26 protein-coding genes are annotated in these 26,789 nt (G+C 38.0%); 19 read left to right on the top strand and 7 right to left on the bottom strand.

Annotated elements, in window-relative coordinates; all coding sequences use genetic code 11:
• Positions 1 to 5: 5 nt before the first annotated feature.
• The 4 genes from rsxC to LVD15_RS22035 form a co-directional block, all read right to left on the bottom strand.
• Positions 6 to 1,277 (bottom strand): electron transport complex subunit RsxC, encoded by a 1,272-nt coding sequence (gene rsxC / locus LVD15_RS22050; RefSeq protein ID WP_233777360.1) that lies wholly within the window; start codon positions 1,275 to 1,277, stop codon positions 6 to 8.
• Complete coding sequence (locus tag LVD15_RS22045) at positions 1,274 to 2,203, bottom strand: FAD:protein FMN transferase (RefSeq protein WP_233777359.1); 930 nt, start codon at positions 2,201 to 2,203, stop codon at positions 1,274 to 1,276. Before LVD15_RS22045 ends, rsxC begins: the two co-directional genes overlap by 4 nt.
• Positions 2,184 to 2,501 carry a hypothetical protein gene (locus LVD15_RS22040; RefSeq protein ID WP_233777358.1) on the bottom strand — a complete coding sequence of 106 codons (318 nt, stop codon included), beginning with the start codon at positions 2,499 to 2,501 and terminating at the stop codon, positions 2,184 to 2,186. Before LVD15_RS22040 ends, LVD15_RS22045 begins: the two co-directional genes overlap by 20 nt.
• A gap of 66 nt (positions 2,502 to 2,567) precedes the next feature.
• Positions 2,568 to 3,380 (bottom strand): sugar phosphate isomerase/epimerase family protein, encoded by an 813-nt coding sequence (locus tag LVD15_RS22035; RefSeq protein WP_233777357.1) that lies wholly within the window; start codon positions 3,378 to 3,380, stop codon positions 2,568 to 2,570.
• Positions 3,381 to 3,687: 307 nt separating this feature from the next.
• Here LVD15_RS22035 and LVD15_RS22030 point away from each other — a divergent pair, with 307 nt between their 5' ends.
• Positions 3,688 to 3,897 (top strand): hypothetical protein, encoded by a 210-nt coding sequence (locus LVD15_RS22030; protein ID WP_233777356.1) that lies wholly within the window; start codon positions 3,688 to 3,690, stop codon positions 3,895 to 3,897.
• Positions 3,898 to 4,065: 168 nt separating this feature from the next.
• A complete protein-coding gene (locus LVD15_RS22025; protein WP_233777355.1) occupies positions 4,066 to 4,833 on the top strand; it encodes a DUF3050 domain-containing protein in 768 nt (255 codons plus the stop codon).
• 129 nt (positions 4,834 to 4,962) lie between these two features.
• Here LVD15_RS22025 and LVD15_RS22020 read toward each other — a convergent pair whose 3' ends face one another.
• Positions 4,963 to 5,442 (bottom strand): hypothetical protein, encoded by a 480-nt coding sequence (locus tag LVD15_RS22020; RefSeq protein WP_233777354.1) that lies wholly within the window; start codon positions 5,440 to 5,442, stop codon positions 4,963 to 4,965.
• A complete protein-coding gene (locus tag LVD15_RS22015) occupies positions 5,432 to 5,869 on the bottom strand; it encodes a peptidylprolyl isomerase (protein WP_233777353.1) in 438 nt (145 codons plus the stop codon). The genes LVD15_RS22020 and LVD15_RS22015 overlap by 11 nt, the downstream gene beginning before the upstream one ends.
• Positions 5,870 to 5,959: 90 nt before the next feature.
• Here LVD15_RS22015 and LVD15_RS22010 point away from each other — a divergent pair, with 90 nt between their 5' ends.
• From LVD15_RS22010 to LVD15_RS21985, 6 genes are all read left to right on the top strand, one after another.
• The gene (locus LVD15_RS22010) at positions 5,960 to 6,421 is read left to right on the top strand and encodes a DUF4442 domain-containing protein (protein ID WP_233777352.1); all 462 of its coding nucleotides are present in this window, start codon (positions 5,960 to 5,962) and stop codon (positions 6,419 to 6,421) included.
• A gap of 139 nt (positions 6,422 to 6,560) precedes the next feature.
• Positions 6,561 to 7,535: a FecR family protein gene (locus LVD15_RS22005; protein WP_233777351.1), complete on the top strand. Its 975-nt coding sequence runs from the start codon at positions 6,561 to 6,563 to the stop codon at positions 7,533 to 7,535.
• Positions 7,528 to 8,115, top strand: coding sequence for an RNA polymerase sigma factor (locus tag LVD15_RS22000; protein ID WP_233777350.1), 588 nt, complete (start codon positions 7,528 to 7,530; stop codon positions 8,113 to 8,115). The genes LVD15_RS22005 and LVD15_RS22000 overlap by 8 nt, the downstream gene beginning before the upstream one ends.
• A gap of 87 nt (positions 8,116 to 8,202) precedes the next feature.
• Entirely contained in the window at positions 8,203 to 11,709 is a 3,507-nt protein-coding gene (locus LVD15_RS21995) for a SusC/RagA family TonB-linked outer membrane protein (protein WP_233777349.1), read from the top strand.
• Between the two features lie 13 nt (positions 11,710 to 11,722).
• Positions 11,723 to 13,462: a RagB/SusD family nutrient uptake outer membrane protein gene (locus tag LVD15_RS21990; protein WP_233777348.1), complete on the top strand. Its 1,740-nt coding sequence runs from the start codon at positions 11,723 to 11,725 to the stop codon at positions 13,460 to 13,462.
• Positions 13,463 to 13,476: 14 nt separating this feature from the next.
• The gene (locus LVD15_RS21985; protein ID WP_233777347.1) at positions 13,477 to 14,340 is read left to right on the top strand and encodes an endonuclease/exonuclease/phosphatase family protein; all 864 of its coding nucleotides are present in this window, start codon (positions 13,477 to 13,479) and stop codon (positions 14,338 to 14,340) included.
• 79 nt (positions 14,341 to 14,419) lie between these two features.
• Here the strand turns inward: LVD15_RS21985 and dinB are convergent, their stop codons facing one another.
• Complete coding sequence (gene dinB / locus LVD15_RS21980; RefSeq protein WP_233777346.1) at positions 14,420 to 15,490, bottom strand: DNA polymerase IV; 1,071 nt, start codon at positions 15,488 to 15,490, stop codon at positions 14,420 to 14,422.
• Positions 15,491 to 15,625: 135 nt separating this feature from the next.
• Here dinB and LVD15_RS21975 point away from each other — a divergent pair, with 135 nt between their 5' ends.
• The 11 genes from LVD15_RS21975 to LVD15_RS21925 all read left to right on the top strand — a co-directional run bounded on the left by LVD15_RS21975 (position 15,626) and on the right by LVD15_RS21925 (position 26,706).
• The gene (locus tag LVD15_RS21975) at positions 15,626 to 17,266 is read left to right on the top strand and encodes a TldD/PmbA family protein (protein WP_233777345.1); all 1,641 of its coding nucleotides are present in this window, start codon (positions 15,626 to 15,628) and stop codon (positions 17,264 to 17,266) included.
• A gap of 28 nt (positions 17,267 to 17,294) precedes the next feature.
• Complete coding sequence (locus tag LVD15_RS21970) at positions 17,295 to 18,443, top strand: TldD/PmbA family protein (RefSeq protein WP_233777344.1); 1,149 nt, start codon at positions 17,295 to 17,297, stop codon at positions 18,441 to 18,443.
• On the top strand, positions 18,358 to 18,612 hold the full coding sequence (locus LVD15_RS21965; protein ID WP_233777343.1) for a metallopeptidase TldD-related protein: 255 nt from the start codon (positions 18,358 to 18,360) through the stop codon (positions 18,610 to 18,612). The genes LVD15_RS21970 and LVD15_RS21965 overlap by 86 nt, the downstream gene beginning before the upstream one ends.
• A 96-nt stretch (positions 18,613 to 18,708) precedes the next feature.
• Positions 18,709 to 19,335: a DUF4159 domain-containing protein gene (locus tag LVD15_RS21960; RefSeq protein ID WP_233777342.1), complete on the top strand. Its 627-nt coding sequence runs from the start codon at positions 18,709 to 18,711 to the stop codon at positions 19,333 to 19,335.
• A gap of 10 nt (positions 19,336 to 19,345) precedes the next feature.
• Positions 19,346 to 20,347 carry an AAA family ATPase gene (locus LVD15_RS21955; protein WP_233777341.1) on the top strand — a complete coding sequence of 334 codons (1,002 nt, stop codon included), beginning with the start codon at positions 19,346 to 19,348 and terminating at the stop codon, positions 20,345 to 20,347.
• A 4-nt stretch (positions 20,348 to 20,351) separates the two neighbouring features.
• Complete coding sequence (locus tag LVD15_RS21950) at positions 20,352 to 21,251, top strand: DUF58 domain-containing protein (RefSeq protein ID WP_233777340.1); 900 nt, start codon at positions 20,352 to 20,354, stop codon at positions 21,249 to 21,251.
• On the top strand, positions 21,244 to 22,113 hold the full coding sequence (locus LVD15_RS21945) for a BatA domain-containing protein (RefSeq protein ID WP_233777339.1): 870 nt from the start codon (positions 21,244 to 21,246) through the stop codon (positions 22,111 to 22,113). Before LVD15_RS21950 ends, LVD15_RS21945 begins: the two co-directional genes overlap by 8 nt.
• 100 nt (positions 22,114 to 22,213) lie before the next feature.
• Positions 22,214 to 22,546 carry a hypothetical protein gene (locus LVD15_RS21940; RefSeq protein ID WP_233777338.1) on the top strand — a complete coding sequence of 111 codons (333 nt, stop codon included), beginning with the start codon at positions 22,214 to 22,216 and terminating at the stop codon, positions 22,544 to 22,546.
• Positions 22,547 to 22,731: 185 nt separating this feature from the next.
• Entirely contained in the window at positions 22,732 to 24,798 is a 2,067-nt protein-coding gene (locus LVD15_RS21935) for a hypothetical protein (protein ID WP_233777337.1), read from the top strand.
• Complete coding sequence (locus LVD15_RS21930; RefSeq protein WP_233777336.1) at positions 24,788 to 26,515, top strand: hypothetical protein; 1,728 nt, start codon at positions 24,788 to 24,790, stop codon at positions 26,513 to 26,515. The genes LVD15_RS21935 and LVD15_RS21930 overlap by 11 nt, the downstream gene beginning before the upstream one ends.
• A complete protein-coding gene (locus LVD15_RS21925) occupies positions 26,515 to 26,706 on the top strand; it encodes a hypothetical protein (RefSeq protein WP_233777335.1) in 192 nt (63 codons plus the stop codon). The genes LVD15_RS21930 and LVD15_RS21925 overlap by 1 nt, the downstream gene beginning before the upstream one ends.
• The last annotated feature ends 83 nt before the right edge of the window (positions 26,707 to 26,789 follow it).

Below are 26,789 nucleotides of genomic sequence, written 5' to 3'. Positions count from 1 at the left end.
ATTACTTATGGGTGCAAGTTTTTAATCATTTCTTTTCCGTTGAATATGCTTTTCATTAGTGGCACATCACTAGGGCAGATATAAGCACAGGCTCCGCATTCTATGCAATCAGGTAAATGGAAGTCTTGCAGTTTTTGCGGGTTATTTTCATTAGTATACCTGGCAAACTCCATGGGCATGAGGTGCTGCGGGCATACGTCAGAGCAATATCCGCATTGAATACAGTTGTGCCGGTTATTTTTAGGATGCGGGATAACTAAAACACCACCTGATCCTTTGTGTATGGCAGTATCTGCATGATGCACGGCTTTCCCCATCATAGGTCCGCCCAGCACTACTGTTTGTTGTTTAGGATTCCAGCTTCCTCCCAAATGCTCCAAAATATGCTTGATGGGCGTACCAATACTTACTTTGTAGTTGCCTGGTTCTGAGCTATTTTCTCCGGAAACGGTTATTGTACGTTCGGTATATGGCCTGTTGTTATAAAAAGCTTCATAAATTGCATGAATTGTGCCTACGTTACTGACCATAATGCCATGCTGAGCAGGAATGCTACCCTTTGGCAGTTCCTTTCCGGTTACTGATCGTATGAGCTGCAACTCGCCTCCTTGTGGGTACTGATCTGGGAGAATTTTTACCTCAAAAGGCAGATGGAATGCTTGGGCTGATTGCTCCAGATTGCTTTTTAGCTTTTTATGCTGGTGCTCAATTCCAATAACGATACGGCTGGCTCCAATTACTTTTTGAATAATCTCAACCGCCTTAAAAAGTGATTCGGTCTCATGGTTCATTAGCGCATAATCAGCACTGAGATAAGGCTCGCACTCGGCTCCATTAATAATGAAGGTATCAATAGAACTGTCCAAAGTATTATACTTGGTATAAGTAGGGAACCTGGCTCCGCCGCTACCTTCAATGCCATAATATTTAATGACATTTAGAATATCTTCAGGAGCCATGTTTTCAATATGTAATTCTGCTAATATGGTTTCAGTGTCTTTAAAATCGTTACGAAGTTTAATGTATGCTTCTCCCTCAATCTCTTGTATACTCTCAATAACACCAGAAGCTGGTGCATGAAGGCAAGAGTAAAAACCATTATTGTTTTCTGCCAGAAGCTGATATTTCTTCACCTCATCTCCTTGATTAACTAAAGGTTTCATAACGCTGCCATACCCTTTCAATGATAGCATAAAATACTCAGTAGCAGGAATCTCCTTTATTGGCAGCTTCTTGGTTTTAGATTTTAAAGAGGGTATGTTCATCAAACTGATCATGATTCAAAGAGGTTAAAATCCAAATGTTGAAAATGAGCGTTTTCGTCTATGAGGTAAGCCTGAAAATCGAAATGATGCCTCAGGTTGCTGGCGTTAATAGCGAACGCATTAGCGGTATGAGCAAATAATGCCGTTGAGAGCATATCGCCTATAAAAGTAGTAGGAGAGAGCACCCCAACCTGTAGATTAGCTGAAGGCAAACCTGTTTTAGCATTTAAAATATGGCCATATTGTTTACCGTCAATTTCTATGTAGTTACTCTTTCTGGCAGACAGTGAAAAGCATGAATTAGATAAGGCGATTCTTGAAAGAGTTTCTTTATTATCACTATAATGAGGAATATTGACATGCCACTGAGGGTGCGATTCGTCATTAAGAGCATAAATGGTGATGCCGCCGGCGTTGATGATGGCATCAGTAACCCCAGCAGCTTTAAGCTTTTCTACTACACAGTCAACGGCATAAGATTTAATGAAGGAACCTGTTATAATTTCCTGGTTAGCCTCTATTTTTACTTTGTTTTCATGAATTTTTATCTTTTCATAATCCACTTGGGCAAGCGTTTTTCTAATGTCTTCAGCTTCAGGGATGGCTGTATTATTCTCCTGATAAAACCCCCAAAGTCTGATCAGCGGCATTGAAGTAATATCATAAGTGCCATGCATGATTTCAGAAATCTTTTTACTGAGACTAATCATTTCTATTGTTGGCTGATCAGTATTTACCCAATTACCAGCTTCCGCATTGATATTATGAAAATAAGAGCCCTCCTGATAACTGTTGTAGGTTTTGTCTATGACTTCTAATAAAGCAAAGCAATCTTCTAACAGCTCCTCGCCATACTCCATCGGAATTTTAATCTTGATATGGCAATGGTAAAGCTCTCTGGTTTGTGATATGTATAATTTACTGGCTGTCTGAGACATTTTCATCATCATCTGTTTCTACATGCGTTCTGCCTTTTTTTCTTAAAGCCTTATAATTTACATTACCAAGATTCACTATTTGGAAATAGTAAGCGTCATTTTTCCAGGTATGATTTGCAGAGTCATACTGAAGCTTTTGAGTCTCAAAATTTTCACCAACATCTTTATTTGCTTCTGCCAAGGCTTTCTGCTTCTTTTCTAGTTCTCGTGCTTCTTGCAGCTCATCCCACAGGTCACGATTACCAAAAATCAAAAGTCCTATGCCTAATAAGTAAAAAAAAATATGCTTTGCCTTCATTGTATATAAATTAAGCCCTTGATGAAATTTTCAAATATGGCTTTTTAAATTATAAATATAAAATAGTTAGTTGAGGTAATCCTTCCAGGTAGCTAGGCTGTGCTGGTGTTGTTGTAGAAATTCATCCATCTGAGCGTCATTCATGGGGAGTTTATCTGGCCGGCATTCAGGCACTACTATTTCAAAACATATCAGACCATCAAAACCAATGGCCTTTAATTTATCATAGTGTGCTTTAAAATTGATATGCCCTGTGCCTATACCTCCACGACCAGAATCTGACACATGATAGCTGAATAGATCATTTACTCCAACCTTCTCTATGCTAGCTTCGGCATCTTTTTCATTGATATTCATATGAAAGCTATCCAATACCAGCTTAAGATTATCGGCTGCACTTTCACGTTTTAATTTGATAAGTTCTTCAGCAGTATGTATCCAGGGCACTTCATAGTGGTTACAAGCTTCATAAGTGAGGGTTATGTCTTTTTCTGCCGCATAGTTAGCTAGCTGACGTACGGCCTCTACTATTTGATCAAAAGCCTCTTGATAATTTTGAGCATCGGTGGTCCAGAAAGACAATCCTTGTACAGTAACCATATCCGTTCCTATCTGGCTGGCATAGTTTATAACCTGCTTGTAAAATGAGACAGAATGAGCCAGAGTGGCGTCAGTCTCGTTTCTAGGCTGGCAGTTGATTATGTCATAACCAGTGATTTCTATTTCATACTTCTCAGCTATCTCAGCCACCTGAGGAGCAGGGTAAGTTCTGAAGTCACCACAAAACTGTATGGCTTCATAACCAAGTGACTTGACTGTTTTAAACAATTCCTCCAAATCCTCAATACCGAAAGTCCAGGATACTGTACCTAATTTCATACGCCGCTTTTATGTTTAAACATTGTTTTACGAAAAATGTAACCTTTAGGTTGATCAAGCCTCTACTTTTTCTGAAAATATGGTGAGTAATAGGTCTCAATATTCTTAATAGGAGGCTTAAAAAATGCTATTACGTGTCAAAGTTACACATAGATTGATGGAATAGGGTTAAAATTTAACCTATTGCTCTATTTTTTGATGATTGGTATCTGTAAGATGATTCTAAATGGTTCGGCGCTACCTAACTAACCCTTCTATCATTGAATTCGTAAAACTATAATGAGATTAAAAACAAAAGGAAAGCAATATGACAAAAGATGAATTGAAAGATTACCTGAATAACGTGCTGATTGGTATACACGAAAATATTAAAGAAGTGAGAGATAGAAAGGGATGGGCTGAAGAGAAGGAAATCCTTCATATTGAAACTAAGCTATTAACGTATAACGAAGTACTACAAATATTTAAGTTCACGGCCAAAGAAATGGGGCTTCCTGAAAAGGAATTGGGTATTTAGAAAGTATAAATTGGCTTAATTATCACAAAGTTATTTTTTGAGATAATTAATTGATTTTTAGTGTCGTTACACATGGAGAATGGCGAAGATTACAGACGCAGGAATTCAATTGCTGTGCATTAAGGGACAGCATAAGGCTCAATAACGAAAATGGATTACCTTTGCGCCATGAACGCAGAGATAGACAAGATAGAAGAGGCTATTTTGCCTTTGAGAAAACAACTTACTACCCATAAAATGTATGGGCAATTGTCAACTTTAGATGATATCCGTGCTTTTATGAGCCAGCATGTATATGCTGTGTGGGATTTTATGTCACTTTTAAAGGCATTACAACGAGATTTAACCTGTGTAAATGTGCCCTGGCTACCTGCAGCAGATCCTAATATCGCCAGATTCATCAATGAAATAGTACTGGGAGAGGAGAGTGACCTGGGCGAAAACGGTGAGCCTATGAGTCATTATGAGATGTATCTGGAAGCGATGGAACAAGTAAATGCTGATACTTCTGAGATAAGAAATTTCTTGAATAGCATTGTAGAAAATGGCGTAGATCAGGCTATTAATAATATAGAAGAGAAAGCTGTTCAGGATTTTGTTCGCTTTACTTTTGACATTATCAATTCTAAAAAGCCTCATTTGATAGCTTCTGCATTTACCTTTGGTAGAGAAGATCTTATCCCTGATATGTTTATTGAAATAATAAAAAAATCAGAAAAGGAAAATCAGGTAAGTTATAACAAACTTACATACTACTTGAATAGACATATTGAGCTCGACGGTGATGAACACGGCCCGTTGTCATTAAAAATGATAGCAGCTCTATGTGGAAGTGATCAGACAAAATGGGAGGAGTGCAGAGAAACTGCTAAGCAAGCGCTGAGCATGCGTATAAAACTCTGGGACAGTATTGCCAATAAAATATCAATGAGTTAGTAGCTATCTAAAAGTGATGTGACTCAGCGATTGTCTACTTTAAGTACTCGAAATAGCCTCTATTGATAATAGTGAAGATTTCGAGTACCTAATTGCATTTAATATTTATTTTGAACGCAGCGGTTTCTTTTACTCTTGCACCTTACCCTGCCACTCAAGGTTAAGTTCATTACCATTATCACGCCCCTTGGCAGTAACATTAGCCTCTATTTGCCAGATATTATTCTTGAGCTTTTTAAGCTTCACTGTACCTGACTCAATAGGATTAAGACCTCGGTTGAGGCATCGACATCCACTAATTTCAATGTATCCTTCAGAAGTGTTCCAGTCAGTTATGGTTAACTCATCAGTTTCTGGCATTTTAATGATTAAGGTCCTGTCCATTCCGGCATCTATTCGCTTATCGCCAGGACCTACAAACTTGAGTCTTACCACGGCATAATCTCCTGATTCTAGTAATAGGCCTTTTTGGTCAGAAGAGCTGATATCGCTATTACGATCTACCTTTAATGAAATGTTAGGATCAGTTTGAACAACGGTTTTTTGTGCACAGCTGATATTGATAAGCATCAATACCAGCGCCACACAGCTAAGTGATTTAATCTTCATGAATTGTGATTTTTTTAATGATATCTCCTTTTCTGATGTCATCAATCACGTCTAATCCATCAACAACTTTGCCAAAACAAGTGTGCTTTCCGTCTAGCTGAGAAGTATTATCTCTGCTATGACATATAAAGAACTGGCTACCACCTGTATTTCTGCCAGCATGAGCCATAGAAAGTACGCCTCTTTCATGATATTGATTACCACCATCAGTCTCGCACTTAATTCTATAGCCCGGATTACCATAGCCAGTACCATCAGGACAGCCGGTTTGTATTACGAAGTTCGGTATCATTCTATGAAAAGTAAGACCATCATAGAAACCTTTGTTAGCCAGGTCCACGAAGTTTTGCACAGTGTTAGGAGCATCTTCTTCGTAAAAATGCACTTTCATGGTTCCTTTTTCTGTAATTATTTCAGCAGTTTTCATCTCTGTTTTGTTATGTTAGAATCCCGTTTCAAAAATACCAATTTATAAGATACTTAACTGCAATTAAATATGCTCTCCTATCAACAAAAAATGAAATTAATTAACTGGTGGCCTCCTATGCTTGGTACAGGCATAAGTCTCAAGAGGGTATCGGCAGATAGAAGAAGGTATGAGGTGGAGATGAAAATGAAATGGTATAACAGAAATCTGGTGGGCATTCATTACGGAGGCTCACTGTATTCTATGTGTGATCCCTGGTACATGTTTATTTTAATAGATCTGCTGGGCAGCGATTATATGGTGATGGATAAAGGAGCCAGTATTAGATATAAAAGGCCTGGAAAAGGAACGCTAAGCTGTGTGTTTGAAGTAAGTACTGAGCAGGTGCAATCCATTAAACAGGAACTGGATGAAATAGGTAAAAAGGATTATACTTTTTTGTGCGAAGTAAAAAATAGCAAAGGAGAAATAGTAACAGAAGTAGACAAGATAGTTTATGTAAGAAAGAAAAGCTTTGTTTTTGATGAGCCAAAAGCCTCAAAACAAGCATGAACGGCACATGTTATGAAGTGCACAAATGCCTGTTAAATAAATGTTAAAATTACGGTTACACATTTTACATTTTAGTGACATAGATTTATAGGGGATTTTTCTCATTTGGTGACTCCTTGTAGCAAAAGGACAAACACCAATGGAAGTCAATACTCTAAAAGAGTTAAAATGCGTAAGATACCTCACCAAGGAGATGCCTCCGGAAGACCGCTCCGTCTTCGAACTGGAGCTAACACTTGATTATGAATTACAGGATCTGCTGGAGCAATACCAATTCATCTGGAATAATTACCCTACTGATGATTTGCTTCAGCTAGATGATCATAATCCATACTACACAGAAAAGTTAAGAGAAGACCTACAGCAGAATAAACGGCAGAAATGGCAAAGAGTGGCCTACTGGTCGGCAGCAGCCGTAATAATAATAACTGCCGCGAGTCTTTATTTCTTCAACAATACCACACAATATACCAATCATAGAATTACCGCCAAGGGAGAGCGATTGACCATCTATTTGCCTGATAGCAGTAAAGTAATGCTGAATGGGGATTCGAGAATAGAATACCCTAGCGTTTTTGAAGATACCAGAGAAGTAACACTGCAGGGCGAAGCTTTCTTTGAAGTGACTAAAGACAAAGAACATCCTTTTATAGTGCATAGTAATGAGTTAGATGTAAAAGTATTGGGCACTTCTTTTAGCGTCAATAATAAAATATCAGACAATACTATTTCTTTGGCTGAGGGTAAAGTAGAAGTGCTTTTTAATAATAAAGAAGACAAAGTGACCCTCGCTCCACAAGAGCAGCTCATCTGGAACAGCAATACCCATGAAGCAGTAAAGAGAAATTTCAACCTTGAAAAAGAGCTGGCCTGGAAGGATAACATCCTTATGCTAGATGACCTCACTTTTAGCAATGCTTTAGCACCTATCAATCAATTTTATGGAGTCAATTTCAAGATTGATAATGAGGCTATAGAAAAACAACGCATTACTGGAGTGTTTCAGGATCAGAATCTGGAAGAGTTTATTAGTTCGCTTGAGTTTATTACCGATGTACAAGTGGTTCGGCAGAGCCATGACAACTACCTTATAAAGCCTGTTAACCATGACTAAGAGTGAACAAAGAGTAGCCATAGAAGCAGAAACAGATTCAGAGCTGTTCGCCAGAATAAGCATAGGGCAATATGAGGCCATGGACGTGCTTTTTAACCGCCATTATTCAAGCTTATGCCGATTTGGTGGAATATATGAATCAGACAGCAGCATTATAGAAGAGAAAATATCAGATGTTTTCATCTTGCTTTGGAACAAACGAAAATCTCTAAATAAAATCGATAACCCAAAATCATATTTATATGTAATAGCCAGGAACCGACTAAAAAAGCAGAGCCTATTTGAAAAGAATCGTCAATCATTAGATGACCAGGATAATGACTCACTTTCTTTAATTGAAGAGAGCTTTGAGGATGAAGTAATCACCCGTGAACAGAAGGAAATGAATCAGAAGATCATTTTGAGGATTTTAAACGAAATTCCCAAAAAGTCGCGACAGATCTTTGAGATGAGCAGGATAGACGGGTTTAGTTATAAAGAGATATCTAACATCATGGGAATTTCTCCCAGAACAGTAGAAAATCATGTTGCCGTAGCTTTAAAATGCATTAATAATAAGCTAAAGCAGCAAAGTTTTTAAAATCAATTTATCGGCAAATTTTAAAACTTACCTAAGGGTAGGGTGGAAGAGTATTGCTCAAAAATTAATAAAAAAGAAACTCAACTGATGAAGAAAATTATATTAACCATGCTGATGATCAGTATTGGTATAAGTACCTACGCCACGGCTAGTCCTACAGCGAGAGGCAAAACAGAAGTGGCAGCACCAGAATTAATCAATTTGAATTTAAAGGATGTATCTATAGCCAAAGTTTTACAATTAATAGAAAGGCAAACCGGCAAAAAATTCATCTACAGATCTGATCAGGTTATTTTTCAAAAGAGAATATCTATCAATGCCAATAACCAGGAGCTTGCTCAAGTGCTGGACTTATTAAAAACCAAAGGGGGATTAGAATTTAAAATGAGTTCTAATGGAATCTTGGTTAAAAGAAATGCCGATGCATCAGTATCTCAATTAGACAAAATTGAAATCAAAGGAAAGATAGTGGATAAAAATGGAGCGCCACTACCCGGTGCTAATGTAATAGTAGAGAGCAGCGGTACGGGAACAGTCTCTGATTTCAATGGTGAGTTTAAGCTTGAGGTGCCAGAAGATGCAGTGATCATTATTACCTACATTGGTTATCAGAGCCAGACTATTCAGGTAAATGGTAGAACCAGCTTTAATATAGTGCTGGAAGAAGATTCTTCTACCTTAAATGAAGTGGTAGTGGTGGGTTATGGAGAAACCAGTAAAGAAAGCCTTATTGACGCAGTAGCTCCTATAGATGCTGAGCAAATTACTGAAAGACCTATTTCTAATGCTGTTTCTGGTCTACAAGGTTTAAGCCCAGGACTTAATATTACGCAGTCCAGCGGAGCTCCTTCGTCAAATCCTACTATTAACATCAGAGGTTTTACTTCTATCAATGGAGGTGAGCCTTTAATCATTATAGATGGGGTAGAAGGAGATTTGAACAGTCTTAATCCTAATGACATAGAATCTATAAGTGTGTTGAAAGATGCTGGGGCATCAGCTATTTATGGTGCCAGAGGAGCTTTCGGGGTGGTTTTAGTAACTACTAAAAAGGCTAAGGAAGGCAATGTGGCTATTAACTTTAATAGTACTACAGCTATTAGCACACCAACTATTAATACTGATTTTGTGACTGATCCCTATCAGGCAGTACAGCTGGTGGACCAATCTTTTCAATTGGCCACAGGTAATAGCTATACCGGTTATAATGACAGAGATTATCAGGCCTTGCAAGAGGTGTCTTTAGATCCTTCAAGAGCCAGAACAATTACAGACATAAGAAATGGAAGAGAGCAGTATGTGTATTATGGTAATACTAACTGGTGGGATCGTTTCTTCAGAAAAACATATCCTTCTCAAATCTATAATGGATCTATTTCTGGTGGTTCTGATAAGGTAAAGGGATATTTCTCTTACAGACATTATAAATCTACCGGCATATTGAAAGTGCAAGATGATGTATACAAAAAATACAACTTGCGTGGTAAGGTTGACATTAAGTTTAACGAGTGGCTGACTTTCAGTAATAACATGCAATACAATAATTCTAACAATTATGAGCATGGCGGTAGTCAGTATGGGTGGGACCCTGCTTTTAGTGGTAATATCTATGTGCATGCTTTGCCCTTCTACATGCCCACTAACCCGGATGGAACAGCAACCTGGAGAACGGAATTAAACAACTATACTATTGGTGATGGCGCTTTTGCTTCCCTGTTACAAGGTAAAGCCATTCAGGAAACTATCAACTCCCAGTACTCTAACATTGCCACTGCTAACATTAAGCCTTTTGCAGGAATGGATGTTACGGCCAGCTACGCTATAAGAAGGAATAATTACAATCAAACCCAAAGATCTACTCGCATTCCTTATTCTATTTATACAAATGAAATTAATACGTTCGGTACGGATCAGATCACAGAGTACAATACCACCAGTAATTATGATGCCTTTAATATTTATGGAGAGTATAAACATTTCTTCGGTGATCATTTCCTGAAAGCTACTTTGGGCTTTAACCAGGAGAAGTATTTAACCAAATCCATTGAAGCTTCTAAGCAAAACAGTATATCTAATGACCTCAATTCATTAGGCCTGGCTACCAGCAATCCGCAAGCCACAGGAAGTGCTTCAGAGTGGGCCATTCAAGGGCTTTTCTATCGATTGGCTTATGACTATAAAGGCAAGTACTTGGTAGAGTTCAATGGCCGTTATGATGGTTCTTCACGTTTTCCTTCTGATTACCGTTGGGGCTTTTTCCCTTCTGTTTCTGCCGGCTGGCTCATTAATAAAGAGGCCTTTTTTGATGGACTTTCTAATACAGTAAACCTATTTAAAGTAAGAGCATCTTATGGATCATTGGGTAACCAAAATATAGCTGACTATGCCTATATCCCTACCATGAGTAACAGCATTGATAATGGTTATGCGCTTAATGGCAATACGCTGGGTTATATTACCGCTCCGGCGCTCAATCCTACGGAAATCACCTGGGAAGAAGTGAAGACCCTGGATTTAGGTACAGACATTACCTTGCTAGACAATAGCATTAACATTACGTTTGATTGGTTTCAAAGAGATACTGATGGCATGCTGACACAAGGCGCTACTTTACCTAGTGTTTTAGGTACTTCTTCGCCACAGGAAAATGCAGCAGATTTAAGAACGAGAGGGTTCGAATTATCTTTGGGGTATAATCATGAATTTAACGTAGCCAGCTCGCCTTTGAACTTTTCAATAGTTGGTAATCTTTCAAACTCTGTTACTAAAATCACCAGTTTTAACAACCCTAACAATAGCCTGCTAGATTATTATGAAGGCATGACCATTGGTGAATTATGGGGATATCATGTAGACGGTCTATTTCAGTCAGAAGCTGAAATAGAAGGACATGCTGATCAAACCAGAGTTTCCAACAGAATAGTGGCAGCTGGTGGTTTACAGCCCGGAGATGTACGCTATGTAGATCTTGATGGCAATGGTGTGATAGATGAAGGAGAAAATACACTAGCCAATTCTGGAGATAAGAGAGTGATAGGTAACACAGCGCCACAGTATCTGTATAGCTTCAGGCTAAGTGCTAACTGGAAAGGGTTTGATATTTCTGCCTTCTTCCAAGGCGTAGGCAAGCAAGACTGGTATCCCAGCACTGATTCAAGAATTTTCTGGGGTATGTACGCCAGACCCTATGTTTCATTTATCAGAAAAGATTTAGCGGAGAACATTTGGTCTGAAGACAACAGAGATGCGCTTTATCCCAGGTTATTTGGTTACACCGCTTTGGGTGATAGTGAATCATTGGGAGCTGTAAATGATCGTTACTTACAAAGTGTAGCTTACCTCAGGCTTAAAAACCTAACTGTAGGTTATACCTTGCCTAAGCGCATTATTGATAAACTGCCCATTAATAAGTTTAGAATCTACTTCAGCGGAGACAATTTGTTGACTTTCACCAAACTCACAGATTATATAGATCCCGAAGCAGCCAGTAACTCGGTTAACTTAAATGCTCCTTCTACCTCTTCTAATCGCGGTACAGCGCAAACAGTACCATTCTCAGAGGTCTATTCATTAGGAGTATCTGTACAATTTTAAAATGATGCTACACATGAAATATTTAAGAAACATATCTATACTACTGCTTACCGTTTTTGCTTTTAGCTGTAGTGATGATTATTTGGATAGAGAACCATTATCAGAAGTAACGCCTGACAATTTCTTCCAGCGGGCTAGTGATCTGGAATTGTATACCAATGGATTTTACAGGATGTTCCCGGGCATTGAAACCTATAATGGAGATCAGGTAGTGGATAATATTATTACCAATACACTCAGTGAAGAGATGAGAAGTGCTCGTATAGTGCCTACCACTGGTGGTGGCTGGGACTGGGGTGATCTGCGAGAAATCAACTTCTTTCTTGAAAATTATGGAAAGTGTGATGATGAAGAAGCCAAGAAGCACTATGGTGGTATAGCACATTTTTTCAGAGCCTATTTTTACTTTCAAAAGGTGAAAAGGTTCGGAGATGTGCCTTGGTATGATCAAACGCTGAACCCGGAAGACATAGAAGAATTACAAAAGCCAAGAGATGACCGTCAGTTTGTAGTAGACAAAATACTGCAAGATTTAGACACTGCCATTGCTAATATTGATGATAATCAAGAGACTTATCTGTTAACAAAATATACCGCTTTGGCTTTAAAGTCAAGAGTAGGGTTATATGAAGGTACTTATGAAAAATACAGGAATATGGAAGGCTATGAAGATTATCTCAATGCCTCCATTGATGCATCAGAAGAGTTAATGAATAATTCGCCATATGTAGTTTACAATACAGGCAATCCTAATGAAGATTATCTACACCTATTTAACTCGCATGATGCCATAAGTACGGAAATGATCCTAAGCAGGCAATATTCTACTGAGCTTAATGTAACACATAACGTTAATTATTATACCACCACATCTTCTTACGGTACTCCCGGAGTTCCCAGAAATTTGATAGATACTTATTTAAACAGTGATGGAAGTAGATTTACGGATGTTCCTAATCATGACCAAATGGCTTTCGCCGATGAAGTGGCTGATCGTGATCCACGTTTAGCTCAAACCATACGTACTCCCGGCTATACCAGAGTAGGGCAGAGTCAGCAGTTAGCGCCTAATTTAGGAGCTACTATGACGGGGTATCAGATTATTAAATATGTAACAGAACCTCAGTTTGATACCAATGAACAATCTATCACTGACCTGCCTATCTTCAGATTTGGAGAAGTGTTGCTCAACTATGCTGAAGCTAAAGCGGAATTAGGAAACTTAACCCAAGCAGATCTAGATCGATCTATAAACCTGTTGAGAGCAAGAGTAGCTATGCCAGAATTAACCATGGCAGATGCTAATGGCAATCCCGATCCTTATTTATCAGCTCAGTACCCTAATGTGCAGGGGTCTAATCAAGGGGTTATACTGGAGATTAGAAGGGAAAGAAGAATAGAGCTTTTCATGGAAAATTTCAGATGGGATGACATAGTTCGTTGGCACTCAGGAGAAACCTTGACTCAGCCTTTAAGAGGTTTGTACTTTCCTGGTGCGGGAGAATATGATTTAGATGCCGATGGTAATATTGATGTGGTTTTATATGAAAATGAGCCTCCGGCAAATCAAACAGAAGGTATACAGTATTATCAGCTTGGAAGTGATATCATATTAGATGAAAATGGCCTTATAGATCCGCATCCTGATTTTAATGGGCGTGCTTTCAATGAAAATAGGGACTATTTATATCCAATTCCTAGAATAGAAATACAACTAAACTCTAACTTAGAGCAAAACCCTGGATGGAATTAAAATTGAAATCAATAATGAAAAATGTTTTAAAGGCCATATTAATTGTTTTTGTATTGGTCGGCTCTATTACTACTTCTTCTTTTGCCCAAAATAAGGAGTACATAAAAGTGATGACCTCTAACATAAGAATGGCCTCAAAAGGAGATGGAATTAACTACTGGAATAACCGCAGAGACTGGTATGCTGATTTCGTAAAGTTTGAAGGTGTAGACATATTTGGAGCTCAGGAAGTGCTGTATTCACAGCTTACTGATATTCAGGATCGTTTACCGGATTATGCTCATATTGGGGTAGGCAGAGAAGGAGAGAATAAAGGAGAATTTTCGCCGATCTTTTACAAAAAAGATAAATATGAAGTTCTGAGTTCTGAAACCTTCTGGCTTTCTCCTACACCTAATGAGGTAGGCTCCAAAGGTTGGGATGCCGCTCTGCCTAGAATTGTAACTTGGGCTCGCTTTAAAAGCAAAGAAACTGGAGAAGAGTTCTATTTCTTCAATACCCACTTTGACCATGTGGGGCAAGAAGCAAGAAAGCAAAGTGCTGCAATGATTAAAGAAAAGGTAGCCGAAGTGGCCGGCAAGTTGCCCGCTTTCGTAACAGGCGATTTTAATGTACCTCCTGCCAATGCTCCTTATCAAGAGCTGACGTCAGGTAAAAATAAAATGAAGGATACTTATGATGAGGCGGCTAAGAAATATGGCCCTTCTTATACCTTCAATGGCTTTGAATTAGAGCCTGACACTAATAGAGATAGGATTGATTACATATTCTTTAATGGTAAAATAACCATTTTAACCTATCAGGTGATGGATGGCCAGCGTGGTAAAAGGTTTATTTCAGATCACTTTCCCATAATAGTGGAAGCTGAATTAAAATAAGCATTGTGTAAAGTGATAATTGAGGGGCTGTTTCAAAAGTATTTAATGATTTAAGTTGCTTTTGAAACAGCCTTTTTTGTTAAAACTTAAGGGTTAGTTGCTGACCAATTGGCTCTTCTTTTATCTCATGATTAAGGTTAGAAACGGACAGTCCTAACAACCGTATCTTCACATCTTCTTTATCAAAGGTATCTAAAAGTTCTTCATATAGTGCTGTGATTTGCTCCGTGTTTTCAATCCACTTGGCTATGGTTTTACTTCTGGTAATCTGCTGAAAATCATGGAACTTCACTTTTAAAGTTAGAGTTTTACCTTTAGTGCCAGATTTTTCCATTCGGCCAATAAGTATCTGTGTTATTTTATTGAGTTGCTCTTTTAATTCAGCCACTGTGGTGAGATCATCTTCAAAAGTATTTTCTGCTCCTAATGATTTCCTTATTCTGTTAGGAGTTACTTCACGATCATCTACTCCTCTGGCTATTCGGTAATAATACCGGCCAGCCTTGCCAAACCTGCTTACTAAATCCGCTTCGGCATACTTTTTTAGGTCGGCACCATTTTGAATCCCCATCCGCTTCATTTTATCAGCTGTTACTTTACCAATTCCGAAGAACCGGGCAATGGGTAGGGTTTCTACAAATTTTTCTGCCTCATCTGGTGCAATAAGGAAAAAACCATTCGGTTTATTAACATCAGAAGCGGTTTTTGCTAAGAATTTATTAATAGAAATACCGGCTGAAGCAGTAAGGTTGGTTTCTTCTAAAATGCGTTTCCTTATCTCCTGAGCTATAAGAGTAGCTGATGGCATGTCCTTTTTGTTAGTAGTCACATCTAAATAGGCTTCATCTAATGAGAGTGGTTCCACCAAATCAGTGTAGTCGTAAAAGATGTTACGTATCTGCTGAGAGACCTCTTTGTAGGCCTCAAACCTGGGTTTAATAAATATGATATCAGGACATTTTACTGCTGCTAGTTTAGAAGGCATAGCAGACCTTACACCAAATTTCCGCGCTTCATAGCTGGCAGCGGCCACTACTCCACGGCGAGAACTACCACCTACCGCTACAGCCTTGCCTTTCAACTCGGGGTTATCTCGCTGTTCTACAGAGGCATAGAAAGCATCCATGTCTATATGAATGATTTTTCGCATGGTGTCTGGTCACTTGGTATTATTTACCGCTTAAATAATTGACGTGTGATTTTAATGAATTCCTATAGATATTACACTACCAGCTTAAATAAGGTTTAAGTTAAATCATTCAATCAACCAAAAAAAGGAGGAAATTTGAAACGAAGAGATTTTATGCAACTGGCCGGTTTGGGCACAGGAGCCATGATGATACCTACCTCTATGTGGGGAAAGGAAATTCCCGTAGAGGCACTCATGGATCCGGGCCTGGATGTAGCCAGTAAGAAAAAATTAGCAGATGTAGCTCTAAATACAGCCAAATCACTCGGTGCAACCTACGCCGATAGCAGAATAGGCAGGTATCTCAATCAGTATGTGTTTACCAGAGAAGACAAAGTACAAAATGTGGTTAACACAGAGTCTTTTGGTATGGGCATAAGAGTGATAGCTCAAGGTACCTGGGGTTTTGCATCTACTAATGATGTCTCTCCGGAAGGAATTAAAAAGGCCACTGAGCAAGCAGTAGCTATTGCTAAGGCCAATTCTAAAATTCAAAAGGAGCCAGTAGTGCTAGCGCCGGTTAGTAGCTATGGAGAAGTAAGCTGGAAAACGCCAATAGAGAAGGACTTCAAAGATGTTCCTGTTTCTGAAAAAGTAGATTTGTTGCTTAAAGCAAATGCTGCAGCTATGGAAAATGGTGCCAGTTTCGTTAATTCTGCCCTTTTTATGGTTAACGAACAAAAGTACTTTGCTTCTACGGAAGGATCATACATTGATCAGGACATTCACCGCATATGGCCTACCTTCGGCGTTACAGCCGTAGACCAGGCTAAAGGTAAATTCAAGTCTAGGCAGGCACTTAGCGCGCCTATGGGCATGGGATATGAGTATATGGATGGACTGGCTTCTGAGAAAATAGCGGGTCCCGGGGATCTTCAATTCTACAGGTATAGTTATGATATTGTGGATGATGCCATTGCTGCCGCAAAACAAGCTAAAGAAATGCTTACAGCCAAGTCAGTAGATCCTGGCAAATATACTATGGTATTAGACCCAAATCATTTAGGTTTAACCATTCATGAGTCTGTCGGTCACCCGCTTGAACTGGATAGGGTTTTAGGTTATGAAGCCAATTATGCAGGTACCAGCTTTGCCACTTTAGACAAATGGAAATCGAAAGACTTTGAATATGGTAGCAAGTTAGTCAATATAGTAGCTGATAAAACACAGCCCCACTCTTTAGGCGCCGTGGGTTATGATGATGAAGGAGTAAAAACCAAAAAATGGGATTTGATCAGAAATGGCGTTTTGGTAAACTATGAAGCCATAAGAGATCAGGTTCATATGTTGGATCAAAAAGAGTCTCATGGCTGCTGCTACGCTCAGAGCTGGAATGACGTTCAGTTTCAAAGAATGCCCAATGTATCATTAGAGCCCGGAAAGGAAAAATGTTCGGTAAATGATATGATTAAAGATGTAGAAAAAGGCATCTATATTGCCGGAAGAGGATCTTATTCTATTGATCAGCAGAGATATAACTTCCAGTTTGGAGGTACGGTATTTTATGAGATTAAAGATGGAAAAATAGGAGAGATGCTAAACGATGTCGCTTATCAGTCTAACACACAGGAGTTCTGGAATTCTTGTACTAAAATATGCGACAAGGATGATTACCGCATGTTCGGATCCTTCTTTGATGGCAAAGGTCAGCCACCACAAGTGAGTGCCGTTTCACATGGTTGTTCTACCTCACGGTTTGATAATGTAAACGTAATCAACACCGGTAGAAACATTTAATCATTTTTCAATCTAGACATTAAATACAATGGCAATATTTACAAAAGAAGAAGCTAGGCAGATCATGGAAAAGGCACTGAGTTTTTCTACGGCTGATAGCTGCGAAATAAATATGGGCGGCAGCGAGAGTGGCAATATACGTTATGCCAGAAATACGGTTTCTACCTCTGGTCATCGTTCTAATCAGACTTTGGTGGTGCAGGCCAGCTTCGGCAAAAAATCGGGTACTGCTACCATAGATGAGTTTACTGATGCCGCTTTAGAGCGAGTAGTGAAAAGAGCGGAAGAATTAGCTAAGCTATCTCCTGAAAATCCTGAATTTATGGAGCCTCTGGGCCCACAACAATACGCAGATAGCATTACGTATAAAGAATCTACCGCTAAAATTACACCTGAATATAGAGCGGGAGTCGCTGAAAAAAGCATTACCCCAGCTATGAAAAAGGACGTTACAGCGGCCGGCTTTTTAGATGATAGCTATGGTTTCAGTGCACTTATGAACTCCAAAGGTCTGTTTGCCTATAACCAGTCTACTAACCTGGATTTTACCGTTACCATGCGTACAAATGATGGTACTGGTTCTGGCTGGGTTACCAGAGATTATAATGATGTTAATAAATTTGATGCTGCTGAAGCCTCTCAAATAGCTATAGAAAAAGCTCTGATGTCTCGTGAGGCCAAAGCTATAGAACCGGGTAAATATACGGTTATATTAGAACCTGCGGCTTCTGAAGACTTGCTCGGTAATCTTTTCTATGCCCTTAATGCCCGTACAGCTGATGAAGGTCGTAGTTTCATGTCTAAAGAAGGTGGAGGCACCAAGTTAGGACAACAGATAGTAGATGAAAGAGTAAATATTTGGTCTGATCCTTTAAATCCACTAGTACCCAGTGCTACCTGGAATGGTGACGGTTTGCCAGTTACTAAAACCAGCTGGATAGAAAATGGTGTGGCTAAAAACTTGGCTTATTCAAGATATTGGGCCGAAAAGCAGGGTGTAGAGCCGGTGCCGTTCGCGCGTAATGCTATTATGCAAGGTGGCAGTGCATCGTTAGAAGACATGATAAAGGATACTAAAAAAGGGAATATTAGTGACTCGTTTTTGGTATATCAGAACCGTAGATCCGCAGACATTACTTTATACCGGACTAACCAGAGATGGTACTTTTTATATTGAAAATGGACGAATCAAACACCCTGTAAAGAACTTTAGGTTTAATGAAAGTCCTATTATTATGCTCAATAATCTTGAGACTTTAGGACAACAGGTACGGGTAAATGGTAGCCTAATTCCATACATGAAAATCAGAGACTTTACTTTTACCAGCTTATCAGATGCTGTGTAATTAATGAATATTAAGCAGCTGTCTTACTTCATAAAGACAGCTACTTTTCTGAATTTTTTAAACTGTCACCAAACATGGCTTTAGGGATTGCTATTTATGAATGACTATAATGCATTCTTTTTTACCAGGCTTCAATATGAATCAGGAGACTGGGATGTAGACCAACGAATGCCCTCAAATGTGCTTAATTCTTTGGTAGAGTATACTACATTAAAGGTAGATACGCGTGAGAATATAATTCAATTAGCCAGTGAAGAGATATTCAATTGTCCGTTTTGTTATCTGTCAGGGCATAAGTTAGTGCAGTTTACAAAAGAGGAAAGAGCCAATTTTGAAAAATACGTGAATAATGGAGGTTTTATATTTGTAGATGACTGCAACCATGATATCGATGGCCTTTTTGCTAAATCTTTTGAACGCGAAATGGCTGATATTTTTGGTGAAAAAGCTTTAAAGAAGATTCCTTCTAATCATGATATTTACCATTCCTTCTTTGACTTTGATGATGGGCCACCTACCACTTCCCAGGAGCTCAACGGCTGGGGAGATGACCTTGTGCATGATTATTTAAAAGCTATTGAAGTAGACGGAAGAATAGTCGTTTTATATAGCAACAAAGACTATGGCTGTGAATGGGACTATGATTTCCGAAACAAGCGCTGGTACAAAATTGATAACACCAGGTTTAGCGTTAATATAATTATGTACGCTTTAACCTCATAATATTATATTTATGGATGATGAACTTATGCAAATAGAAAAGGAGATAACAGCCCTTACTGATAAGCTCAAGAAACTCAAAGAAGAAATAGGTAAGGTTATTATAGGTCAGGAAGAAACTATAGATCAGCTATTAATTGGTTTTTTAGCCGGCGGCCATGCTTTATTGGAAGGTGTACCCGGCCTTGCAAAAACCCTCATGATCAGGACACTGGCACAAGCCATAGATCTAAAGTTTAGAAGAATACAATTCACGCCGGATCTTATGCCTTCTGACATTATCGGTACTGAGATTTTGGAAGAAAACCATACTACAGGTAAAAAGTTCTTTCAGTTTAACCAAGGGCCTATTTTTGCCAATATTGTATTAGCTGATGAAATCAATAGAACTCCTCCTAAAACACAATCGGCACTCTTGGAGGCTATGCAGGAGTTTGAAGTGACCTACTCAGGAAAAACCTATGCATTAGATAAACCATTCTTTATCCTGGCCACCCAAAATCCAATAGAGCAGTCGGGAACATTCCCGCTTCCTGAAGCACAGCAAGATCGTTTTTTACTGTATATAAAAATAGGATATCCCACTGAAAATGAGGAGAATGACATCTTAAGATTCACTACGGGATCAAGCAAGCAAAAGGTAGAAAGTGTAATCAGTGGAGAGGATATCGTTCGGCTTCAACAACTGGTGCGAGAAGTACCCATAAGTGATGGTCTTATTAAGTATGTCGCGCAAATAGTGAGAGCTACCAGGCCTGAAACCTCTAATTATGATTACATTAAAGAGAATGTTGGTTGGGGTGCAGGACCGCGGGCAGGCCAGGCTATGATTCTTACTGCTAAGGCGAGAGCATTGCAACAAGGCCGGTGGGCTGTAACCCCAGCAGACATACAAGATGTGGCTTTTCCGGTATTACGGCATAGAGTTTTACCTACTTTTAAAGCAGAAGCTGAAGGAATCATTTCAGATCATTTCACCCGTTTCCTTTTAGACAACATTAAAATCTCCAATTGATTTAATGAAAGGCAATCAAGACTATACTGCACTTCTTAAGCCTGAAATAATTAGTAGCATAAAGGGCCTTTCACTCATCGCAAAAGTGGTGGTAGACAGCTATTTATCTGGCCTTAACTCAAGTAGAAAAAAAGGGAGTGGGGTGGAGTTTAGTCAATATAGAGGCTATGATCCGGGTGATGATTTAAGAATGTTAGATTGGAAGATGTTGGCCAGATCTGGTAAGTATTTCATTAAAGAATCAGAAAGAGAAACACATACCACCGTAAAATTTATTATTGATGCCTCTGCCTCCATGTTACATACAGAGCAAGAGCTTAATAAACTGATCTATGCGCAGATATTGGCAGCTTCCATAGCGTATTTAGCTCAAAACCAAGGAGATGGCATCGGCCTTTTTGCTATAAACGACAATGAAACCTATAGTCTGCTCCCTTCACATCAGGCTCAGCATTTCAATAAGTTTATACATAGTCTGTTATCTATACAAGCCGGCGGAAAATGGCCAATTAAAGTAAATACAGCTACTCTTCATAGCCGAAAAGAACGTGAACTAATAGTGGTTTTGTCTGATTTATACGAACAAAATCAAGAAATATCTAAGCTTGTCAGTGAATTAAAATCACCAAGAAATGAAGTGGTAGTATTTCATATTTTGGGTGAACAAGAGTTAACTTTTGACTATTCAGGAACCGTCGTATTTGAAGATCTTGAATCTGGAAAGCAGGTTAAAGTAGCTACATCATCCTTAAAGGAAAAATATATCAATAGCCTACAGGATAAGATAGTTACATACAAAGAGCAGTTCCTTCTTCAAGGCATTAGCTACGAGGAATTTATCATGGGCCGACCAATAGAAACAGCATTAACTACTTACCTAAAAAGGAGGGCTAAGCTTGTTTAATCTCACATTTCTTAATCCTGCTTACTTATGGGGGCTTCTTGCTGCTGCAGTGCCTTTGACTATCCATCTTTGGAATAAACAGGAAGGGAAGATTATAAAAATAAGTAGCACCGAACTGTTGAGTGAAGTGGATAGCAAACAGACTAAAACCGTTTATCTGAATGAAGTTATTCTTTTGATTATCAGAGTTTTAATGATATCATTAGTAGTTCTGATAATGGCAGATCCAATGCTCCCAATCCCTCAGTCTTCTGACAAGCAACTGGCCTATTTGTTTGAAGAAGAACTCTTGGCAGATAAATCTATCAAGACTATTGCAGATAGCTTATCGCAAACTAATGAAGTAAGATTTTTTAAAGAAGGCTTCCCTCAATATGAGGGGAAATTCAATAGAGAGAAACATGAAGTACCTGATTATTGGCAACTGATATCAGATTTCAATAGTGTGCAGCCTGATAGTTTAGTGGTTTTTACAGCTGCAAGATTACAAGGTTTGAAGGGAAAAAGAATTGAAGAAACTTCAAAAAGTACACATTGGATACAAGTCAATAAAGGTCAATCTATATCGAAGGTGGCTTATGCCTATCTCATAGATAGCCTTAACACGGCCTACATTGCTCATAGTGATACTTCAACACTCACCTTCAGCAAGCTGCAATGGGTCAGTAATCCACCTGAGAACTTGATGATTAAAGGCGATAAGGTTAGAATTTCTAAACAAGATGCATGGACAGAATTGAAGGAAATGAAACCTATCAAAATTCAGCTGGTATATGATCAGGAATACTATGATGACATTCGCTTTATTGAAGCTTCTTTGTCCGTCTTAAAAAAAGGAAATACCGCTAAATCTTTCTATTGAAAGCCAAGAATCGAACTCGTTTGTTCAGGATAGCATTTATAATATCATTTTTTGGCTGAGTTCTGATGCTTATCCTAAAAGTGGAATTGATAAACTTATCATGATGCAACCAGATTCATTAGCAACAGAATTAATTCATCAGGAAGAGCAATCAAATATTTATCATATTACGAAAAGGCTTAACATTCAGTCTGTCATTAATTATCAGCTCACAGAATCGTTACTTCCATTAATTATTCCTTTTGAAATCGATGAGACTGAATTTGATCAAAGGGTGTTATCCATTGAAAAATGGAAACCAGATAAGTTAGTTGCAAATAAAAAGTCGAAGACAAAACAAACTCCTTCTAAGCCGATAACTAATTGGTTGGCAATCGCACTAGTTATTTTACTAATCACAGAAAGAGGACTTTCTTGGATGAGAAAACAATGAATTCCCCAAAAACCATATTAATCAATTTTGCTAGGTATTGGCAATTAATACTTTGGGTTGAAGTTATTCTCATAGGTTTGTCTGTCGGATTTGGCTTCTATTTATTACTTTTCGATTTGGTTATTGCAATAGCGGGATTTGTATTATCGATTGCTATTCTTTTGCTTGTCATTAGGCCTTGGAGGGTGACAACAGTAAGAACCGCTCAGTATATTGATGATCATTTTTTGGAGGCAGAATATAGTGCTGATCTTTTGCTCAGAAAAAAGGAAGAATTGACACTAATTGGTCAATTACAGCAAAACAAAGTTTCTCTTAAGCTATCAGAAGCAAAGCCTACTCCACCACATCATTTGTTCAAAGTAATCGGCTTGTCATTCATTATAGTGCTTTCATGCTGGGGTATTTCATTCTTTTTAAAGGATTATCAATCAAATGCTTCGATAGTAAAAAAGTCAGAAGAAACTAAAAAGGATGTTACTTTTCATTCAATACAAAAATCGGAGAACAATAAGGTTGATTCTGTCAAGATAGCTTCTGCTGAGCTTTTTATTAATTACCCTTCGTATACTAAGCGGCCTACTCAATCACAAACGATGATGAATGCCGAGGTCTTGGAAGGCAGCAGGCTCACCTGGAAGTTGTCGTTCAATGAAGAAGTATCAAGGGTGGCATTAGATTGGAATGACAGAACCTATCCTATGATTGAAAAGAATGGAGAGTTCTATAGATCATTCGAGCCAGCCAAAAGTGGGTTCTACAATTTTACCTATAGAAATAAGGAAGGAGATGAATTTTTATCTGATCTCTTTAACATACAAATAGTCAAAGATCAAGAGCCGGTTATTGAGATCGAAGGTATTAATCAGTATACTGCTTTAGAATTTGACAGTAATAAAAAAGTGTCATTCAAATCAGTAATTCAGGACGATTATGGGATCAGTGAGGCTTTCATCATTGCCACGGTAAGTCAAGGCAGCGGTGAATCAGTTAAGTTTAGAGAAGAGAGGTTAAGTTTTGATAATGAACTGGTTAAAGGAAAGAAGGATGCTATCCTCAAGAAAACCATTAACCTAGATCAGCTGGATATACACCCTGGAGATGAGCTATACTTTTATGTAGAAGCAATCGATAACAAGCGACCTGTTTCTCAGAATTCCAGAAGTGAAACCTATTTTGTTGTTATCCAAGATACCACTACTTATGAATATACTATGGATGCTTCTCTTGGAGCAGATGTAATGCCTGAGTATTTCCGAAGCCAAAGGCAGATCATTATAGATTCTGAAAAGCTGTTAAATGAATCTGGAAATATACCTGACAAGACATTTAAAGATCGGAGTAATAGTCTTGCCTTTGACCAAAAGGCATTAAGGTTGAAATATGGTCAGTTTCTTGGTGAAGAGGCTGAATCGGGTATAGACGTATCACCAGAAGAACAAGTTGAGATCATGATGCAAAATGACAGTGAAGATGACCCTTTAGCTGCCTACATGCATGATCATGATGGGGGAGAAGGAGAGAGAGAAGTAGAGGTTAAAGATCACGGCCAATCACATTCGGATCATGAACATTCTCAAAATAATCTGGAAGCCTATACTCATAACCATGATAATTCTGAAGAGGCCACTTTTTATACTGTTTCAGTTAAGAGCAAGCTGAAACAAGCACTTAGTGAAATGTGGAATGCAGAATTGTACTTAAGACTATCGGAACCTGAAAAATCTTTGCCTTACCAATATAAGGCCTTAAAGCTCATTAAAGAAATTAAGAATGATGCTCGAATATACGTGCATCGTATTGGATTTGATCCACCTCCAATTAAAGAAAAAAGCAGACTTACGGGGGATATTGATCAGGTTAATAGTCATTCGGTGAATAGTGATTTCCACAAATCAGATTCATATAAGCATATCAGAATGGCTCTACCTATAATTCATGAGTTTATAGATAAAGAAAAAGCTACACTTAATAAAAATGAAAAGCTAGTACTAAAAAAAGCTTCTGAAGAATTGGCTCAAGAAGCACTATTTCATCCAGGTAAATACCTACATTCTCTACAAGCTCTTAAGCGAATCTCACAGAAAAAAGAACCAATGAATTATGAAAAGAGGGTATTCCAAATCATTTTGAAAGATTTAATTACTGTATTACCCCATTCTCAGACTCCAATACAATCTAAGAGTAGATCTACTTCTGATTGGAATGTATTAATGTTTGAAGAGCTAAAGCAACAGCAATATGATCGATAGTTATAAAATATTGCATACAGAATGGCTTTGGCCTGTACTCATGGTTTCCATTTTCCTATTTGTAGGCCTTTTGATTAAAGAAGTAACAAGAAAGAATAAGCAGCACTTAATCATTCGAATATTCTGCTCTTTTGTATTTATAATTTCTACATCGCTGTTAATATTAAAAATCCAGGAAAAAGGCAGCTATTCAGATAATTACGTGGCCATATTAACCCCTGGCTATAACGAATCTCAATTAGATAGTCTGCAAGTGCATTATCCCAAATTAGAGAAAACCAAAGTAACTGATCAAATACCGCAGGATATACTCGACAAAGCTGGTTTTATCCTTGGTGATGGGATTCCAGCCTATAATTTGGGGAAAATGAATGCGGCCTCATTTCAATATCTGGAGGGTAAACCATTAAATGGAATTATTAAACTAGACTACAATAAATTTCTCACCATAGGAGAGACTCTAAACATCAATGGTAGATTCAATGCGCAGGAGGGAAGTACCAATAAGTTATTTCTGGAATTAGATGGTCTTGTTTTAGACTCTGCTAAAGTGACGGGAAACAATCATGCCTTTAAACTAAAAACAACAGTGAAAGCTGCTGGGAAATTTCTCTTTTCCATTGTATTGAAAGATAGTATGAGCCATGTTATCTCTACAGGTCCACTTCCTGTGGCAGTCGATGATGAAAAATTGAAAAAGATCCTTTTTATTAATCAATTCCCAACCTTCGAACTGAAATATTTGAAGAACTATTTATCAGAAGAGGGGCATCAAATATTGGTTAGAAATGAACTCTCATCTAACAAATTTAAATTTGAATATTATAACACGGCGGCAAAGAACCTAAGATACATTACTGAAACTCTGTTAAATACTATTGATTTAGTAGTAATAGACTCAAAATCATTGGATAAATTTTCTAATAGTGAATTGGTCTCTTTAAAAGCGGCTGTTTCAGAAAAGGGGATGGGCCTGTTTATAATACCTGATGAAAATTACACTACAAGAAAACCTACCAGAATTTGGGATGCCTTCATATTCACTCCTTTGAAAGAAGCACCAAAATTAAAGCTATATCCAAAAATAGAAATTTCGCCATATGGCATAAGTAAAAACTTATTAACTACTTCTATTATCAAGTCTCAGGGAAATAGAAATGTTGCAGCTACAAGTAAATTAGGAAAAGGAAATATAGGTACTTCACTACTAAGAAATACTTATTCACTTTGGCTTTCTGGGCAGAAGGATGACTATAAGCAACTTTGGAATAAAATAGTTTCAGGAGTTATATCCGAAACCAATGATCAATGGATTGATTTGAAAAATCCTATTCCGGTATTCAAAACTAACACACCTTACCAGATGGTTATCGCTAGCGGTACTGATTCTTCTTATTTGATCAATAAACTTCATTTTCCTTTACAAAAGGATGTTTACACTCATACATGGTATACTGAATTAAGACCAGAGAGTGAAGGATGGAATTATTTAGCAATTAATGACTCTACAGCCATAAATTATTATGTTGAGGATGAATCATGGTCTTCATTGAATGCCTATAAAACCAGGCAAACGAACAAATCCTATTTTACCAATAAAATAGATAATAAATTGGTAGCTGAGTCTAATATCAAATGGAAAGAGGCTAATTATTGGCTACTATTTTGCCTCTTAATATTATCTGCTGGATATTTGTGGCTTGAACCAAAACTATAATGAACAAGTCTAAAAAGGTATTCCTGATAGTAGCACTAGTCTTTTTTGCAATAATGGTGTATATCGGTTATGATATTTCCTCTCGAACTACTTTTCCTGGATCAAAACCACAGTTGAAGGAAAGGTTAATAAACCAACAAACTGAAGAAAAGGACAGTACTGCCATTAATGTTGACTCACTAAAATATTAAAATCAATATTGTGACTGAATAAATAAAAAGGCCTTTGAAAATTTAAACTTCAAAGGCCTTTTTTTATTATTCTTTATTCTTCT

It is taken from the genome of Fulvivirga maritima (genome assembly GCF_021389955.1).
Classification (GTDB): Bacteria; Bacteroidota; Bacteroidia; order Cytophagales; family Cyclobacteriaceae; genus Fulvivirga; species Fulvivirga maritima.
This window is presented reverse-complemented; position numbering and strand designations above follow the sequence as displayed.

Bases quoted from the DNA above. Each gene is read 5' to 3' on its own strand.
- rsxC (WP_233777360.1), bottom strand. From the start codon at position 1,277: ATGATCAGTTTGATGAACATACCCTCTTTAAAATCTAAAACCAAGAAG.
- LVD15_RS22045 (WP_233777359.1), bottom strand. From the start codon at position 2,203: ATGTCTCAGACAGCCAGTAAATTATACATATCACAAACCAGAGAGCTT.
- LVD15_RS22040 (WP_233777358.1), bottom strand. From the start codon at position 2,501: ATGAAGGCAAAGCATATTTTTTTTTACTTATTAGGCATAGGACTTTTG.
- LVD15_RS22035 (WP_233777357.1), bottom strand. From the start codon at position 3,380: ATGAAATTAGGTACAGTATCCTGGACTTTCGGTATTGAGGATTTGGAG.
- LVD15_RS22030 (WP_233777356.1), top strand. From the start codon at position 3,688: ATGACAAAAGATGAATTGAAAGATTACCTGAATAACGTGCTGATTGGT.
- LVD15_RS22025 (WP_233777355.1), top strand. From the start codon at position 4,066: ATGAACGCAGAGATAGACAAGATAGAAGAGGCTATTTTGCCTTTGAGA.
- LVD15_RS22020 (WP_233777354.1), bottom strand. From the start codon at position 5,442: ATGAAGATTAAATCACTTAGCTGTGTGGCGCTGGTATTGATGCTTATC.
- LVD15_RS22015 (WP_233777353.1), bottom strand. From the start codon at position 5,869: ATGAAAACTGCTGAAATAATTACAGAAAAAGGAACCATGAAAGTGCAT.
- LVD15_RS22010 (WP_233777352.1), top strand. From the start codon at position 5,960: ATGAAATTAATTAACTGGTGGCCTCCTATGCTTGGTACAGGCATAAGT.
- LVD15_RS22005 (WP_233777351.1), top strand. From the start codon at position 6,561: ATGGAAGTCAATACTCTAAAAGAGTTAAAATGCGTAAGATACCTCACC.
- LVD15_RS22000 (WP_233777350.1), top strand. From the start codon at position 7,528: ATGACTAAGAGTGAACAAAGAGTAGCCATAGAAGCAGAAACAGATTCA.
- LVD15_RS21995 (WP_233777349.1), top strand. From the start codon at position 8,203: ATGAAGAAAATTATATTAACCATGCTGATGATCAGTATTGGTATAAGT.
- LVD15_RS21990 (WP_233777348.1), top strand. From the start codon at position 11,723: ATGAAATATTTAAGAAACATATCTATACTACTGCTTACCGTTTTTGCT.
- LVD15_RS21985 (WP_233777347.1), top strand. From the start codon at position 13,477: ATGAAAAATGTTTTAAAGGCCATATTAATTGTTTTTGTATTGGTCGGC.
- dinB (WP_233777346.1), bottom strand. From the start codon at position 15,490: ATGCGAAAAATCATTCATATAGACATGGATGCTTTCTATGCCTCTGTA.
- LVD15_RS21970 (WP_233777344.1), top strand. From the start codon at position 17,295: ATGGCAATATTTACAAAAGAAGAAGCTAGGCAGATCATGGAAAAGGCA.
- LVD15_RS21960 (WP_233777342.1), top strand. From the start codon at position 18,709: ATGAATGACTATAATGCATTCTTTTTTACCAGGCTTCAATATGAATCA.
- LVD15_RS21955 (WP_233777341.1), top strand. From the start codon at position 19,346: ATGGATGATGAACTTATGCAAATAGAAAAGGAGATAACAGCCCTTACT.
- LVD15_RS21950 (WP_233777340.1), top strand. From the start codon at position 20,352: ATGAAAGGCAATCAAGACTATACTGCACTTCTTAAGCCTGAAATAATT.
- LVD15_RS21940 (WP_233777338.1), top strand. From the start codon at position 22,214: ATGATGCAACCAGATTCATTAGCAACAGAATTAATTCATCAGGAAGAG.
- LVD15_RS21930 (WP_233777336.1), top strand. From the start codon at position 24,788: ATGATCGATAGTTATAAAATATTGCATACAGAATGGCTTTGGCCTGTA.
- LVD15_RS21925 (WP_233777335.1), top strand. From the start codon at position 26,515: ATGAACAAGTCTAAAAAGGTATTCCTGATAGTAGCACTAGTCTTTTTT.